This is a genomic window from Desulfosporosinus shakirovi (genome assembly GCF_020595055.1).
In the GTDB taxonomy this organism is placed as follows: domain Bacteria; phylum Bacillota; class Desulfitobacteriia; order Desulfitobacteriales; family Desulfitobacteriaceae; genus Desulfosporosinus; species Desulfosporosinus shakirovi.
Genome location: NZ_JAJDOO010000001.1, coordinates 24,066 through 37,634 on the forward strand (window position 1 = coordinate 24,066; position 13,569 = coordinate 37,634).

Annotated in this window: 16 protein-coding genes; 2 read left to right on the forward strand and 14 right to left on the reverse strand. The window is 43.9% G+C overall.

The annotated features are described in order from the left end of the window. Positions 1-19 precede the first annotated feature (19 nt). The 10 genes from fabG to LJE72_RS00190 all read right to left on the reverse strand — a co-directional run bounded on the left by fabG (position 20) and on the right by LJE72_RS00190 (position 8,503). Positions 20-763, reverse strand: coding sequence for a 3-oxoacyl-[acyl-carrier-protein] reductase (fabG, locus tag LJE72_RS00145; protein ID WP_229245270.1), 744 nt, complete (start codon positions 761-763; stop codon positions 20-22). A 1-nt stretch (position 764) separates the two neighbouring features. Next, on the reverse strand, positions 765-1,703 hold the full coding sequence (gene fabD, locus LJE72_RS00150) for an ACP S-malonyltransferase (RefSeq protein WP_229245271.1): 939 nt from the start codon (positions 1,701-1,703) through the stop codon (positions 765-767). A gap of 1 nt (position 1,704) precedes the next feature. After that, positions 1,705-2,661 (reverse strand): enoyl-[acyl-carrier-protein] reductase FabK, encoded by a 957-nt coding sequence (fabK, locus tag LJE72_RS00155; RefSeq protein ID WP_229245272.1) that lies wholly within the window; start codon positions 2,659-2,661, stop codon positions 1,705-1,707. Next, a complete protein-coding gene (locus LJE72_RS00160) occupies positions 2,658-3,659 on the reverse strand; it encodes a beta-ketoacyl-ACP synthase III (protein ID WP_229245273.1) in 1,002 nt (333 codons plus the stop codon). The genes fabK and LJE72_RS00160 overlap by 4 nt, the downstream gene beginning before the upstream one ends. Before the next feature lie 41 nt (positions 3,660-3,700). Next, entirely contained in the window at positions 3,701-4,690 is a 990-nt protein-coding gene (gene plsX / locus LJE72_RS00165; protein ID WP_229245274.1) for a phosphate acyltransferase PlsX, read from the reverse strand. Positions 4,691-4,708: 18 nt separating this feature from the next. Then, complete coding sequence (fapR, locus tag LJE72_RS00170) at positions 4,709-5,278, reverse strand: transcription factor FapR (protein ID WP_229245275.1); 570 nt, start codon at positions 5,276-5,278, stop codon at positions 4,709-4,711. A 280-nt stretch (positions 5,279-5,558) separates the two neighbouring features. Continuing rightward, positions 5,559-5,738: a 50S ribosomal protein L32 gene (gene rpmF / locus LJE72_RS00175; RefSeq protein ID WP_007786364.1), complete on the reverse strand. Its 180-nt coding sequence runs from the start codon at positions 5,736-5,738 to the stop codon at positions 5,559-5,561. 32 nt (positions 5,739-5,770) lie between these two features. Beyond that, on the reverse strand, positions 5,771-6,280 hold the full coding sequence (locus tag LJE72_RS00180) for a YceD family protein (protein ID WP_229245276.1): 510 nt from the start codon (positions 6,278-6,280) through the stop codon (positions 5,771-5,773). Positions 6,281-6,369: 89 nt separating this feature from the next. Beyond that, the gene (locus tag LJE72_RS00185) at positions 6,370-7,563 is read right to left on the reverse strand and encodes an acetate/propionate family kinase (protein ID WP_229245277.1); all 1,194 of its coding nucleotides are present in this window, start codon (positions 7,561-7,563) and stop codon (positions 6,370-6,372) included. Between the two features lie 175 nt (positions 7,564-7,738). Continuing rightward, positions 7,739-8,503: a patatin-like phospholipase family protein gene (locus tag LJE72_RS00190; protein WP_229245278.1), complete on the reverse strand. Its 765-nt coding sequence runs from the start codon at positions 8,501-8,503 to the stop codon at positions 7,739-7,741. Positions 8,504-8,575: 72 nt separating this feature from the next. Here LJE72_RS00190 and ylbJ point away from each other — a divergent pair, with 72 nt between their 5' ends. Further along, positions 8,576-9,733, forward strand: coding sequence for a sporulation integral membrane protein YlbJ (gene ylbJ, locus LJE72_RS00195; RefSeq protein WP_229245279.1), 1,158 nt, complete (start codon positions 8,576-8,578; stop codon positions 9,731-9,733). A 22-nt stretch (positions 9,734-9,755) separates the two neighbouring features. Here ylbJ and LJE72_RS00200 read toward each other — a convergent pair whose 3' ends face one another. Both LJE72_RS00200 and rsmD read right to left on the reverse strand, forming a co-directional pair. Then, complete coding sequence (locus LJE72_RS00200; RefSeq protein WP_073028256.1) at positions 9,756-10,250, reverse strand: ATPase; 495 nt, start codon at positions 10,248-10,250, stop codon at positions 9,756-9,758. A gap of 17 nt (positions 10,251-10,267) precedes the next feature. After that, complete coding sequence (rsmD, locus tag LJE72_RS00205) at positions 10,268-10,819, reverse strand: 16S rRNA (guanine(966)-N(2))-methyltransferase RsmD (RefSeq protein WP_229245280.1); 552 nt, start codon at positions 10,817-10,819, stop codon at positions 10,268-10,270. Positions 10,820-11,279: 460 nt separating this feature from the next. Here rsmD and gpr point away from each other — a divergent pair, with 460 nt between their 5' ends. Then, positions 11,280-12,266, forward strand: a complete 987-nt coding sequence (gene gpr, locus LJE72_RS00210; RefSeq protein WP_229245281.1) for a GPR endopeptidase — start codon at positions 11,280-11,282, stop codon at positions 12,264-12,266. Positions 12,267-12,532: 266 nt separating this feature from the next. On the opposite strand, the gene LJE72_RS00215 is transcribed toward gpr, so the two are convergent. Together LJE72_RS00215 and LJE72_RS00220 are read right to left on the reverse strand one after the other, a co-directional pair. Beyond that, positions 12,533-12,661 (reverse strand): small, acid-soluble spore protein, alpha/beta type, encoded by a 129-nt coding sequence (locus LJE72_RS00215; RefSeq protein ID WP_229245282.1) that lies wholly within the window; start codon positions 12,659-12,661, stop codon positions 12,533-12,535. Between the two features lie 149 nt (positions 12,662-12,810). Next, a complete protein-coding gene (locus LJE72_RS00220) occupies positions 12,811-13,563 on the reverse strand; it encodes an AAA family ATPase (RefSeq protein ID WP_229245283.1) in 753 nt (250 codons plus the stop codon). Between the last annotated feature and the right edge of the window lie 6 nt (positions 13,564-13,569).

Consider the following 13,569-nt stretch of genomic DNA (forward strand, 5'->3'; position numbering starts at 1 on the left):
AAATCAATCATAAGAACCCTTACATTTCCATACCCCCATCAACACTCAAGGTCTGCCCTGTCATATAGGAGGCTTCTGGGGAAACGAGGAACCGCACTACACAGGCGACATCTTCAGGACGCCCTATACGGCCGAGTGGAATTCCCCGTAAAATGTCAGTTTGCATCCCCTCTGGTAATGTCCCCGTCATATCTGTTAAAATATACCCCGGCGCAACCGCATTGACTCGAATTCCACGAGAGGCAAATTCCTTGGCAACAGACTTCGTAAAACCGATAATCCCGGCTTTAGCCGCTGCATAGTTGGCTTGCCCTGCATTTCCCGAAAGACCTACTACTGAAGAAATATTAACAATAGCCCCTGACCGTTGCTTAAGCATTCCTTTGCTCACCGCCTTGGTACAGAGAAAGACTCCTTTTAGATTGGTTGCCATAACTTCATCCCAATCTGCTTCTTTCATGCGAAGAAGAAGTGTATCACGTGTAATTCCAGCATTGTTGACAAGAATATCAATCTTACCGAATTGCTCTAAGGTTGTTCGTATCAAACGGTCCACATCAGCTTGTTGGCTCACATCCGCCTGTACAGCCACAGATTCACCGCCGGCAGCACGGATCAACTCGACAGTTTCCTCGGCCTTATCAGAACGGCCGGCATAATTGACAACCACTTTTACTCCCGCAGTTGCCAGTTCCAAAGCTATGGCCTGACCTATTCCTCGTCCGCTTCCAGTGACAATGGCCACGCTGTCTTTCAGCATCATTTTAACGACTCTCCTTCAAATATGCAAGTGACATTTCCAGGGACGCCTTATCTTCTACACGGAGGAGATGGGTATCAGGGGCAATCTTCTTAACTAAACCGGTTAAGACTTTCCCTGGCCCGCACTCTATGAAAGTATCAACTCCCAGTTCAAGAAGATGGCGGACAGATTGTTCCCATAAAACAGCACCACTGACCTGCTCGACCAGTGTTTTAACCGTTCGTTCCAGGGAGATAACCTCTTGACCATCAACATTTGCAATGACAGGACAACGTGGGGTTTGCCAAGCAGCTTCCTCTAAAACCAAGCGCAGTTCTTCTCCCATTTTCTCCATCAGACGAGAGTGAAACGGCCCACTCACGTTGAGAGGTATAGCACGTTTGGCCCCTAAACTTTTCGCCACCTCTATGGCGTAAGCTACTGCAGCTTTCTCTCCGGAAATAACCACTTGTCCCTGACAGTTATAGTTGGCCGGGGCTACTACCCCCTGCTCTGATGCCTTGAGGCAGGCTTCCTCTACTTTATCAGTTGACAGTCCCAGGATGGCAGCCATCCCTCCCTCACCGTTCGGAACCGCTCCTTGCATAAGCTCACCCCGTGATCTTACCACGCGTAAAGCCTCTGCAAAATCCAGACTGCCAGCAGCGACATGCGCTGAGTACTCACCCAGGCTGTGTCCAGCAACATAGTCTGCTTCAATTCCTGCATCTCGAAGTTGCTGCCAAGCCACCACGCTTACGAGCAATATTGCCGGTTGGGTATTTACCGTCTTTTGTAGTTCCTCTTCCTGACCCGCTTCTATCATCGAGATGAATTTACTTCCTAAAATTTCACGTGCTGTCTCCAGAGCCTTCTCTCCACTTGGAGTCTGAAAGAGTTCTCTACCCATTCCGACATATTGAGATCCTTGTCCCGGAAAGACAAAGGCAAGTTTACTCAAATTAGGCCCTCCTATCTCCGAACCGTACAGAGAGACGCTTGTATTCCTGTTCTGCAGATTGCATAATGTCCTGAATAATCTGGGCTGCAGGTTCAATGCATCTTACCGCTCCAGCAACTTGACCTGCCATGATTGAACCATTTTCGATATCTCCATCCACCATAGCTAAGCGCAATTTCCCAATTCCCAGTTTCTCAAGCTCGGCTGCCAACATTCCTTCCCGTTCATGTTGATCCATTTCGCGCGTAAAGCGATTATCTAAACAACGAACAGGATGACCCGTTGAACGCCCGGTTATAACCGTAGAGCGATCTTTGGCTTTAAGAATTCTGTCTTTAATAAGTTGAGAAATTGTACACTCTTCTGCGCACATAAAGCGCGTTCCCATTTGTACCCCTTCTGCTCCAAGGGCTAAAGCTGCCACCAAACCTCGGCCATCCATGATCCCTCCGGCAGCTATAACCGGAATTTTTACAGCATCGACTACTTGAGGAACCAGCGGCAGAGTTCCAATCTCACCGATATGTCCCCCCGACTCCATTCCTTCTGCGATGAGTGCGTCAACCCCAGCCTTTTCCAGACGCCTTGCCAGAGCGACCGAAGCCACCACCGGAATCACCTTTGTCCCAACTTCTTTAAGTTTTGGTACATATTTCCCAGGATTCCCAGCCCCTGTAGTGATCACAGGCACACGCTCTTCCAAAATAACCTGCATTACTTCATCCACAAATGGGGACATGAGCATGACGTTAACTCCATATGGTTTATTCGTAATCGCTTTCACTTTGCGGATTTCTTCACGCAACCAGTCTGCAGGTGCCTGTCCCGAACCAATAATGCCTAAACCGCCACTCTCCGAGACCGCTGCAACCAATTCCCCCGTCGAAACCCAAGCCATTCCCCCTTGGAAGATAGGGTAATCGATTTCGATTAGTTCACATATTCGCGTTTTTATCATACTTCTAAGCCTACTTTCGTCCATTTCAAAACACACGCGCCCCAAGTAAGTCCCGTGCCAAAACCTGCCATCACGATAATATCCCCCTCTGCAATACGTCCCGATTTGAACGTTTCATCTAAAGCGACTGGAATAGACGCGGCTGACATATTGCCATACTTATCTAAATTTACAACCACTTTATCCGGAGAAATACCAAGTCGTCTAACAGCCGCATCTACAATTCTAATATTGGCTTGGTGCGGGATAAGAAGATCCACATCCTCGATTTTTAAATCAGCGTTCTTCAAAACTTTAAGTGAAACTTCGCCCATAACTCGGACGGCGAATTTATAGACTTCCTTGCCCTCCATCTGAAGAGTGTGCAGGTTTTTTTCGACAGTTTCAAGACTTGCAGGATACATGGAGCCCCCAGCCGGTTGACTTAGCAAAGCACCACCCGAACCATCAGAACCTAATTCGAAACCTAAAAAGCCAAAGCCCTCTTTTACTGGTTGCAAAACCGCGGCTCCTGCACCATCTCCGAAAAGGATACAAGTCGAACGATCTTTCCAGTTGAGCACCTTGCTTAAGGTTTCCCCGCCAATGACGAGCACTGTTTTATACATCCCTGTAGCAATAAACTGGCTGCCAGTCACCACTCCATAGACAAATCCACTGCATCCCGCTTCCAGATCAAAGCCTGCCGCATTTCTGGCTCCTAAACGGTCTGCTACAAGGCAAGCAGTGGCTGGAAATGCATAATCCGGGGTTATCGTAGCTACGATAATCAGATCCACCTCCTCAGGGGCGATTTGGGCATCTTCTAATGCCTTCAACCCTGCTTGATAACATAATTCAGAAACAGGCATGTCCTTCGGGGCAATATGGCGTTGCTTGATCCCTGTACGTGAAATAATCCATTCGTCATTGGTGTCCAAAAATAGTTCAAAATCTTTATTGGTTACAATGTTTTCAGGAACATATGATCCTATCCCCACAATTCCCACACTACGCATCAATCGCAGTCCTCTTTTCTCATTCACTAGTCAGCCCAAACCTACATAGGGAGATCCTCTCGAATTTGTTCAATCAAGTTCACTTGCACACACTCTCGGGCTACCCGAATTGCATTAAAGATTGCCTTGGCTTTTGAACTCCCGTGGCAAATAATGCTGATTCCATTGACCCCAAGCAGTGGCGCTCCACCATACTCAGCATAGTCCATCATCTGGGCAATCTCTTTTAATCCCGGCTTCACAGCCAGTGCACCTAGTTTACGAACCATGTTTGAAGTAATCTTCTCCTTAATCTGCTGAAACAATACCCCAGCTAGCCCTTCGGCTGTTTTTAATAAGATATTTCCTGCAAACCCTTCACAAACAACGACATCCGCTCGTCCATAGGGAACATCCCGCCCCTCTACGTTGCCGATAAAATTTACAGGGCTGGCTTTTAACAGCGGATAAGCCTTTTGGGTCAGCTCATTTCCCTTTCCTTCTTCGCTTCCTACGTTAAGCAGACCGACCCGGGGATTCTGAATTCCTAAGATTTTCTTCGCATAAACACTGCCCATCAGCCCGTATTGGCAAAGTTGTTCAGGTGTTGCATCCATGTTTGCCCCTACATCGAGAATAAGTTTCCCACCTTCTGGAGTCGGCAGAATAGTAACAATGGCCGGACGTTCAATCCCCTTGATACGTCCCAAGCCTAAAAGTGCCGCAGCCATTTGAGCTCCAGTGCTTCCGGCACTGACTACTGCATCAGCTTCACCTTGTTTAACCAATCGAGTAGCAACGACAATAGAGGAATCTTTTTTCTTACGCACCGCATTAGCCGGATGCTCATCCATCTCTATAACTTCTGAAGCTTCATAAATAGATACATTTCCAGGCAAAGTGCCTCCTGACAGAAAAGTTTGAATCCACTCCTTTTGCCCTACCAGTATAAGCTGAACATCCGGGCTTGATTTTGCGGCGGCCATCATCGTCCCCTTAATGATCTCCTCCGGAGCATAGTCCCCGCCCATTGCATCCACAGCAATTCTCATTTATTCCACCTCCTTTTCTCATGCATCTGCGGAATCCTCTATCGCAAAAAGAATCCAATTTCCCTTAAGCACTTCCTCTGAACCAACACTGACTAATATTTGAACCCAGTATTTATTCTGTTTACGTTTAAGAACAATTCCTTTTGCGATAACAACTTCGCCCAACTGAACAGGCCTTATGAATTTTAACTCGACACTCCCTGTCAAAGCTACTTTAGCGTCGACAAGAGCAATGGCGAGAGAATTCGCTTGAGCAAATAAATAATGACCGCGAGCTACTCTTGCTTTTGTCAAAACCATACTCTCATCAATCGTCAGCTTTGAACAAGCTCTCTCTCCAATTACAAGTTCGAGTAATTCTCCGATTAGCTCCCGATCATCTAATGACTTTAAGGTTGAATACGCCTCTTGAGCCACAGCACGGGTTCGTTCTCGGAGTTCTGGTATCCCCAATTCTCCGCGATCTAAACGAATAGTTGAGACACTCACCTTAAACTGCTCAGAAAGCTCCTCGTCCGTAGAAAATGGATTTTTCAAAAGCGCTTCACCTAAGAGTTTGCGGCGTTCTTCCTTAATGTATCGAGCCATCTAACCACCATTTCTATCTTGCATTTTTCTAAGTATCGAATGCAATGCGCAAACTATTATAATTAACCTACTAAAGTGAGCTTCGAAGTTCCTGGTTCGTGCTTCGTCCGGCGTACTTTCGAGCCTCGATTTAGTACCTGGTCACAATTATAAACTATCTCATCACGCTTATCAAGAAATAACCCTGTCGAATTACTTCCTGCCCTTCGACATAGTAAATAAACAAAAAAACAAAGAGCCCCTCAATATGAAGAGCTCTTTGTTCTTTCCGTGCCAAACCTTAAGATTCAATAGCAATAACTGCCTTGGAATTATAAAACCCACAGCTAGGGCAAATATAATGCGGCATTTTTGGTTTATGGCATTGGGGGCATTCGATGTGGTTTGGTGCAGTTAGTTTCCACATAGCCCGACGTTTGCGAACCCTTGACTTTGACTGTCGATGTTGCGGAACACCCATAATTACACCCCCTTTATTTTTTCTGAACTTAATCAGTCATTGGATTGCCACTTGGCCAGTGCTGCTAACCGGGGGTCAACTGTACCTTCCCCGCAATTACATGGGGTTAGATTTCTATTTACACCACAGTTTGGGCATAGCCCATGACACTCTGCTGAACAAACAAACTTCATCGGTAAAGCTAACACAATTTGCTCAAAAATACGATCCTTTATATCGATCTCATCTTTGTCCAAAAGGAGCGCTGTCTCAAGGAGATCTTCAGTAGCTAAAGTTCGAAACGCCCACTCATCTTCGTAATGAAGATCTAAGGGATAAACGAACGACTCTAAACAGCGTCCACACGTTGCTTTGAGTTCTGTGTGAATAGTTCCTTTTACCAGCATAGCTCTACTGGTGTTGTTCACCTGAAGTTGCACATGTACCGGCGCTTGAAATGAGAGGGCTTCTATTCCCAAATCGAAGGCAGACAAGTCCTCCACTAAATCATAATGGACACTTTCTCCACCGCTGTGACGAACCTGGGCTACATTCACTTTCATAATACCACCCCAATACACATTCATTATTATAGTTGGCACAATTTTCTTTGTCAAGGAAAACTCTTTACACAAGTGTAATTGGTTTGAATTTATTGTATTAAGTCATGAGTCTCCAGCGCAATCATCAATTCCTCGTTAGTCGGAATTACCAAGACACGGCAACGGGCGTTCGGTTTGGAAACATCCACTTCTTCACTTCTGACCTTATTTTTCTCCGAATCAAGGTCTACTCCTATATAATCTAGGTTCTTACAGATAGCTTCTCGCATGGCCGAAGAGTTTTCTCCGACTCCTGCCGTAAATATAATCCCATCAACCCCACCTAATACGGCGGCATAAGAACCAATGAATTGCCGGACATCGTGTTCGAAAATATCTAAAGCAAGCCGTGCGCGTACATTACCTTGTCCCGCTGCCACTTCGATGTCTCTGAAATCACTGCTTATTCCTGAGACCCCTAATGCACCGCATTTTGTATTTAGAAAGTCATTCATTTGATCTACGGTAAAATTTTCTCTGCACATGATATAGGTAACAATCGCCGGATCCAAAGCACCTGAGCGCGTTCCCATCATAAGCCCGTCCAAAGGAGTAAAGCCCATAGACGTTTCAATCGATTTTCCGCCCCGTATGGCACATATGGAGGCACCATTACCTAAGTGACAGCTGATCAGCTTCAGATCGCTGAGCGGTTTCCGCAGAAGGACAGCAGCACGTTGACTGACGTACTTATGAGATGTCCCGTGGAAACCATATTTTCGAATCCCATACTTTTTATAATACTCATAAGGCAATCCGTATATATAACTTTTAGGCAACATGGTTTGATGAAAAGCAGTGTCAAAGACTGCCACTTGAGGAACTCCAGGCATCATCTTTTGACAAGCCATAATCCCGGCTATATTAGGAGGATTATGAAGGGGTGCAAGCTCAACACATTCTTTAAGAGCTTTCATTACATCCTCATCGATAAGCACGGATTTAGAAAATTTTTCACCCCCGTGAACTACGCGATGCCCTACCCCGCAGATGTCCTTTAAGTCTTTTAACGCACCATATTGTGGAGAAACTAATGCCTCCAACACGAGTTTAATAGCTATGGTATGATTTCCAATCTCAGCTTGAATTACTTCTTTTTCTCCGGATCCTGTTCGATGGGTAAGTACTGACCCAGGAAGACCTATCCGTTCAACCAAACCTTTCCCTATAGCATTCTTCGTGGCCATGTCAATTACCTGATATTTTAGCGAAGAGCTTCCACAATTAATTACTAGAATCTTCATTTTTTATACCCCTTTGTAATTTTCCGAGCTCAAGAAGTTTTACAAGTATCAGTAAACTATAGTCTTCCCCGAAAAACGTATTTTTCACTTACTTAATGGCTCCATTTCTTTCCACAAAAGTTGTTTCATTGTTTCATAAAAGAGTGTAGCACAAAATCTAAGCTTTTTTAACCCCTCACGCCATTATTCTCTTAATCTCAGAACATTTCGTCAAAGCTATGTTCCGTCCAAGCCGAATCCCTTCTTCAGCCCGGTCAAACTGAAAACTTCCAATATGCCCGATATCTGGTTGCAACAATAAATCTGCACCATGACATTGCGTACGAAATACTTCATCTTCCAAAATCTCGATGGATTGCAACAAGATGTCCATTGCGCTGCTCAGTTTATTGGCCAATCCCTTTTTCACATCCACTGCTAAAACCTTATCAGCTCCCATTTCCCGAGCAACATGTACCGGTAAACGATTTTTAACTGCACCGTCCACTAGAAGACGACCTTGATAACGATAAGGCTTAAAGAATCCTGGAATTGAAATGCTTGCCCGAACAGCCTGGGCTACACTCCCCTCACGAAATACAACAAGTTCCCCGGTTTCAAGATCTGTCGCGACGATGGCCAAGGGGATTTTGAGATCAGCAAATGACATATCTTTAGTCAAGAGGCGAATTACTTCAAGAATCCTATCCCCTTTTATCAGTCCTTCTTTAGAGACAGCCGGATCCAATATCTTCTTGGCAAACCCTGGATAGGTCAACAGGCGTTCGATGCGATAAAGATCCATTCCAGCGCACCACAAAGCACCGAATATAGCTCCCGCACTACACCCGACCACCAAGTCCATGCTTATCATTTCTTCATCAAGAACTTGCAGAAACCCTAAATGAGCAAACCCCCGCGCACCTCCGGCACCCAATACAAGTCCTTTAATTGGATTCATTTGATTTTCCCTCCCAGTGACTTCTAGGGCCCGGCATTCTTCCATATAAATTATGAAGGAAGGTGTGTTTTCATGTCCAATGTCATCCGTGTCCTTGCCTTAAGTTTACTCGCCCTAGGTATGTTTATCTATCCGCAAGAAGTACTTAGTTCTGCCGGCGGAGGGTTGACCCTATGGTGGCGTTTCGTCCTCCCTGCCTTGCTCCCCTTTTTTATACTTTCTGAACTCCTGATGGCTTCGGGATTTGTTCATTTTCTGGGCGTTCTTCTGGAATCGTTTATGCGTCCAGTCTTTCGACTTCCAGGTAAAGCAGCCTTTGTTGTGGCCATGGGCTATACTTCGGGATTTCCTATGGGAGCAGTGCTCACAGCCAGACTTCGCAGTGACGGAGAAATAACTCGCGAGGAAGGGGAACGTCTCTTAGCCTTCACGAATAACCCCAGTCCTGGATTTATGTTTGGTGCTGTGGCCTCCGGCATGCTTGGAAAGCCAACACTGGGAATACTGTTAGCTGGCTCTGTCTATCTAGCTAACTTAATTGTTGGGTTTTTGTTTCGATTTTATCGGGTAACTCCCGGCCCCCAACACACTGCCTCGTTACCTTCAATTAAACGGGCATGGCAGGAAATGAAAAATGCCCAGACTCGAGATAAGCGCACGTTTGGGCAAGTCCTAGGAGATGCCATAAGGCAGAGTACAAACACAGTTCTTATGGTAGCTGGATTTATGGCTATTTTTTCGGTAATCCTTCGACTTTTAAACCTCTGGCACATTACCTTAATATTAGCAAGTTTAAGCCATAGTATTATTCGAATCATTGAAATTCCTGTTCTTCAAGCCTTTTATAATGGTCTTTTTGAAATGACGCTAGGCTGTCAGGAAGTAATACAAGCCCTTTCCATGCTCGATCAGCAAGTAGCCCTCCTCGCTCTCCTCATGGGCTGGGGTGGACTTTCTGTCTTCGCTCAAGTCGCTGGATTAATTAGCGGTACAGATTTGCGTTTCTCAACATTCCTCATAGCAAGAGTTCTTCATGCACTTATTGCACTCGGACTGAGCCAACTCTTCCTCCTAGTTGCTGAGGTACCCGCCTGGACCATGCCTGTCCGAATTGCTGACCCCTCCGTTTTTTTCTGGAATACTTGGCATATCAGTTCTCTTGTGTTTATAGGTTGCATGTCTGTTCTTGCCATCCTTGCTTTTGTTGGAGTTCGTAGATCAAGAACCTAATACAAGGAAAAAAGAGTGAGATTTACTCACTCTCCTCAATTTCAGACTTTCCCATTCGCTCTTCTTTGGCTAATCCCTTTAATTCTTCTCGATTTTTACGTAAGGATTGAAGAGTTTCATACAAGCTCTGCTCTACATGTTTTAGCATTTCATCAGCATATTGAACCGCCCCAGTTTTTACTTCACGCGCAAAAGTTTGTGCTTGTTTAACTATATCTTCACCATAGTCTTGGGCCTGCTTTACCACTTCATTTTCCAAGGCCATCTTATCAACATATGTTTTCCCTTGATCCAGAAGTTTCTGTGCTTCTGCCTGAGCTTCATCTAAAATACGTTGACGTTCTTTTAAAACCCATTTAGCATTTGTGATTTCTTCAGGCAAGGCCGCACGCACACGATCCAGTAATTCAAAAATTACTGCATCATCCACTAAAACTTTTCCCGTCATCGGAATTTTAGTTCCATGATCAACAATTTCTTCCACTTCATTAATTAAACTCTGAATATCACTTTCCACTTATATCCTCTCCCTCGTCATACATCCATTCTCTGTAGGTACCATATTTTTGTGTCACCGTATTCCGCTGTTTTACGAATTTCAAACGGATAAAGGTCATCCGTTAACTTTTCGTCTTTAGCCGTCTCAGCGATGATAACTCCATTATCCGATAAATAAGAGTATTCCTTCAAGGATTGGAGAACCTTTGGAATAAGTTCCTGTCGATAAGGAGGGTCTAGAAAAATAAGATTAAACACTTCATCTGGATATCTATGTATGAACTTGAAAGCATCCATTAAAAGAAGTTTGGACTTTTGGCTAACCCCTACTTGTTCGAGATTTTTCCGGATAACTTGATATGCGTCATAATTCTTTTCCACTAGTATAGCCTCACTCGAGCCACGGGAAAGGGCTTCAATCGCCAAGTTTCCTGTTCCGGCGAAAAGGTCTAACACACGAGAGTTCAATACCTTGTCCCCTAAAACGCTAAAAATAGCACCCTTCACTTTATCTGAGGTCGGGCGCGTATGCAACCCTTCTACCGCCTTAAGTTGTCGTCCACGCATTTCTCCTGCAATAATCCGCATAAAGCCCTCCAAGTTACATTATAGCAGTTATAAATTTTAACTGCTATAAAGACTTGCAATATAATTAATTTTAGCATATTTGCTATCTGCATTTCTCGGCCAAAAACACGAATCTCATTATATTTCATTTTTATTTCCATTTAACTAAGTTCGGCAAGACTCAGGGATAATCAAATCTATGGCCTAAATAGCATATTAGAAATTATTGTTTCAAGCTCTGTAATCTACAGTATACCACAAGAAAAGTCTAAATTCCCCCGTATATTCTTGCATATCGTTTTACTTTTTGTCACATACTAAACTTGGCAAATGATGCTTTTGAAAATCATTATATGCCCTTCCCCCATCCAACTCTTCCTTCGTTTTCCTCTGTTCACTGGGTGCTTTTTCTAGCCCCAGTGACTTTTTAAAATCCATCATTCTTGACACTAATAAATGCATTTAAAGGAGTAAATAAACCATGAAGAAATCGGAGCTTTATCAACATCTGAATGTACAACTAGATCTGGCAGTTGAAGCACATCAACTCCTGCGAGGAGAAAGCGGGGAAGAAATCCCTGGTGTCCTAATGAATGAACAAGAACTCGAACATGCCAAAGTCACTATTATCACAGTTGAAACCGACGAAGGAGTCGAGGCAATAGGAAAACCCAAAGGGCACTATATCACCATTGATGCTCCTGAAATTCGCACTAATAATCATGTTGTTCATGAGGATATTACTCATGTACTGGCAGACAGATTAATTGAACTAATGAACCTTAAGGAAGACGCCAGCATCTTGATCGTCGGATTAGGTAACTGGAATGCCACCCCCGATGCTTTGGGACCTCAAGTCATTGACAAAACAATGGTAACTCGTCACCTATACCAACTCCCACCTGACGAATTAAAAGGGCAACTGCGAAAAATTAGTGCCATTGCACCAGGTGTATTGGGACTTACCGGAATTGAAACCGCTGAGATCATTCGTGGTCTTGTAGAGCACGTCAAGCCGGATTTAGTAATTGCTATTGATGCTCTGGCAGCTAGCTCTTTAGAACGTATTGGGACAAGCATCCAACTTGCTGATACTGGTATTCATCCAGGTTCAGGTGTAGGAAACCGAAGAGCTGGGATTACTGAGGAAACAATAGGGTGTAAGGTTATTGCCATTGGGCTTCCAACAGTTGTCAATGCTGGTGTCATTGCCCACGATGTTGTTGAAGGTGTGTTTAAAGAATTTATTACCAGTCCTAAACTCTATCAACTTTATAAGGGCATAAAACCTGAAGTATTTAGTCAAATCATTGATGATGTGCTTTCTCCGTTCCAAGGAAATTTGATGGTTACACCTAAAGAAATTGACTCTCTAATAAAAACTGTCGCAAAAATAATTGCAGGCGCTTTGGCTATCAGCCTGCATCCGGGAATTGATCGGGAAGACTATGAGAGGTATTTACAGTAGATTGGGGAATGGAATGAATTGCACGTTGTTTCATTTCATTCCTGGATGGGTTGCGACGAGGGTTGGGACGGGTGAATGTAAATGTAATTGCACGTTCACCAAGGCTTCAGGATGTGATTCTTTCGGGTTCGCCTGATGGTTCTCTTTGCAATTTCATTTCATTCTTAGGATGGGTTCCGATGAGGGACGGAACGGGAATTGGATATGTTAAAGTAAGGTTGGAAAAGGGTCAGGTTTCTTTATAACCTGACCCTTTTCCTTATGGATTATTGTTGTGGGGAATTAGGAAAACTTTTGTGTTTCCGATTTGCGATCCCAATCTCTTGAGCAACCTCATACTTGAACTTCTCTAATTCGGGTGTCAGTTGAACCATAGGTTTTGTTGACTTAGCCAAAGCTTAACCCCTCCTTAGATTTCATTTTGAAAGACAGCGGACCTGCTTCGCCGCTGTCTCGCCTAGTAAGTTTTCCTTCTTCAGTCTGATCTTATTATTCGACTATTTGATGAAGATCATACTCGGCAATTCTTCCCAAATATAAGACTTCACTCCATGAGAATCTCTAACATTTTCTGGGTATTATTAATAAAAGCACGCATTATTTGATAATGTTCAGTGCCTTCATACTCAATAATTTTAAATCCCTCTTGAATCTCATATATTCGTGCCTGAGGGTAGGCCATAATGATTGGAGAATGCGTAGCAATAATAAATTGGGAACCTTGTTGAACCAATTCATGTATTCTCACAATCATCGACATTTGCCTTGAAGGGGATAAAGCGGCTTCTGGTTCATCCAGAATATATAGCCCTTTCCCTATGAATTTATTTTGAAAAACTGCAAAGAAGGACTCTCCGTGTGATTGTTCATGTAGAGATTGCCCCCCATAGGAATCGATCAAAGGTGGTCCAAATGAGGGCTCAGAATCCAATTTATCAATATTTGTCGCTAAATTATAAAAGCTTTCCGCTCGTAAGAAAAAGCCATCTTCTGGTTTCTTTAATCCTTTGATTAGTTTAATATATTTATTCAAGTCGGAATGAGTAGCTCTCGATGAAAAATTGAAGTTCTTAGTTCCCCCTTCAGCATTAAAGCCATAGGCAACTGCAATTGATTCCAATACAGTTGACTTCCCCGAACCATTTTCGCCAACAATAAATGTTACTTGGGGATGAAATGACAGTGATTCTAAATTTTTGATAGCCGCTAAATTAAAAGGATATTCGGTGAATGAGGGAACGGTATCTCGATTTAATTCGATAGATCTTATGAACTGATCTGATCTTCTTGCTCCCATCTTCTC

What these genes read in the sequence shown, in the direction of transcription:
- fabG (WP_229245270.1), bottom strand. Translation starts at nt 763, where the DNA reads ATGATGCTGAAAGACAGCGTGGCCATTGTCACTGGAAGCGGACGAGGA.
- fabK (WP_229245272.1), bottom strand. Translation starts at nt 2,661, where the DNA reads ATGATAAAAACGCGAATATGTGAACTAATCGAAATCGATTACCCTATC.
- LJE72_RS00160 (WP_229245273.1), bottom strand. Translation starts at nt 3,659, where the DNA reads ATGCGTAGTGTGGGAATTGTGGGGATAGGATCATATGTTCCTGAAAAC.
- plsX (WP_229245274.1), bottom strand. Translation starts at nt 4,690, where the DNA reads ATGAGAATTGCTGTGGATGCAATGGGCGGGGACTATGCTCCGGAGGAG.
- fapR (WP_229245275.1), bottom strand. Translation starts at nt 5,278, where the DNA reads ATGGCTCGATACATTAAGGAAGAACGCCGCAAACTCTTAGGTGAAGCG.
- rpmF (WP_007786364.1), bottom strand. Translation starts at nt 5,738, where the DNA reads ATGGGTGTTCCGCAACATCGACAGTCAAAGTCAAGGGTTCGCAAACGT.
- LJE72_RS00180 (WP_229245276.1), bottom strand. Translation starts at nt 6,280, where the DNA reads ATGAAAGTGAATGTAGCCCAGGTTCGTCACAGCGGTGGAGAAAGTGTC.
- LJE72_RS00185 (WP_229245277.1), bottom strand. Translation starts at nt 7,563, where the DNA reads ATGAAGATTCTAGTAATTAATTGTGGAAGCTCTTCGCTAAAATATCAG.
- LJE72_RS00190 (WP_229245278.1), bottom strand. Translation starts at nt 8,503, where the DNA reads ATGAATCCAATTAAAGGACTTGTATTGGGTGCCGGAGGTGCGCGGGGG.
- ylbJ (WP_229245279.1), top strand. Translation starts at nt 8,576, where the DNA reads ATGTCCAATGTCATCCGTGTCCTTGCCTTAAGTTTACTCGCCCTAGGT.
- rsmD (WP_229245280.1), bottom strand. Translation starts at nt 10,819, where the DNA reads ATGCGGATTATTGCAGGAGAAATGCGTGGACGACAACTTAAGGCGGTA.
- gpr (WP_229245281.1), top strand. Translation starts at nt 11,280, where the DNA reads ATGAAGAAATCGGAGCTTTATCAACATCTGAATGTACAACTAGATCTG.
- LJE72_RS00220 (WP_229245283.1), bottom strand. Translation starts at nt 13,563, where the DNA reads ATGGGAGCAAGAAGATCAGATCAGTTCATAAGATCTATCGAATTAAAT.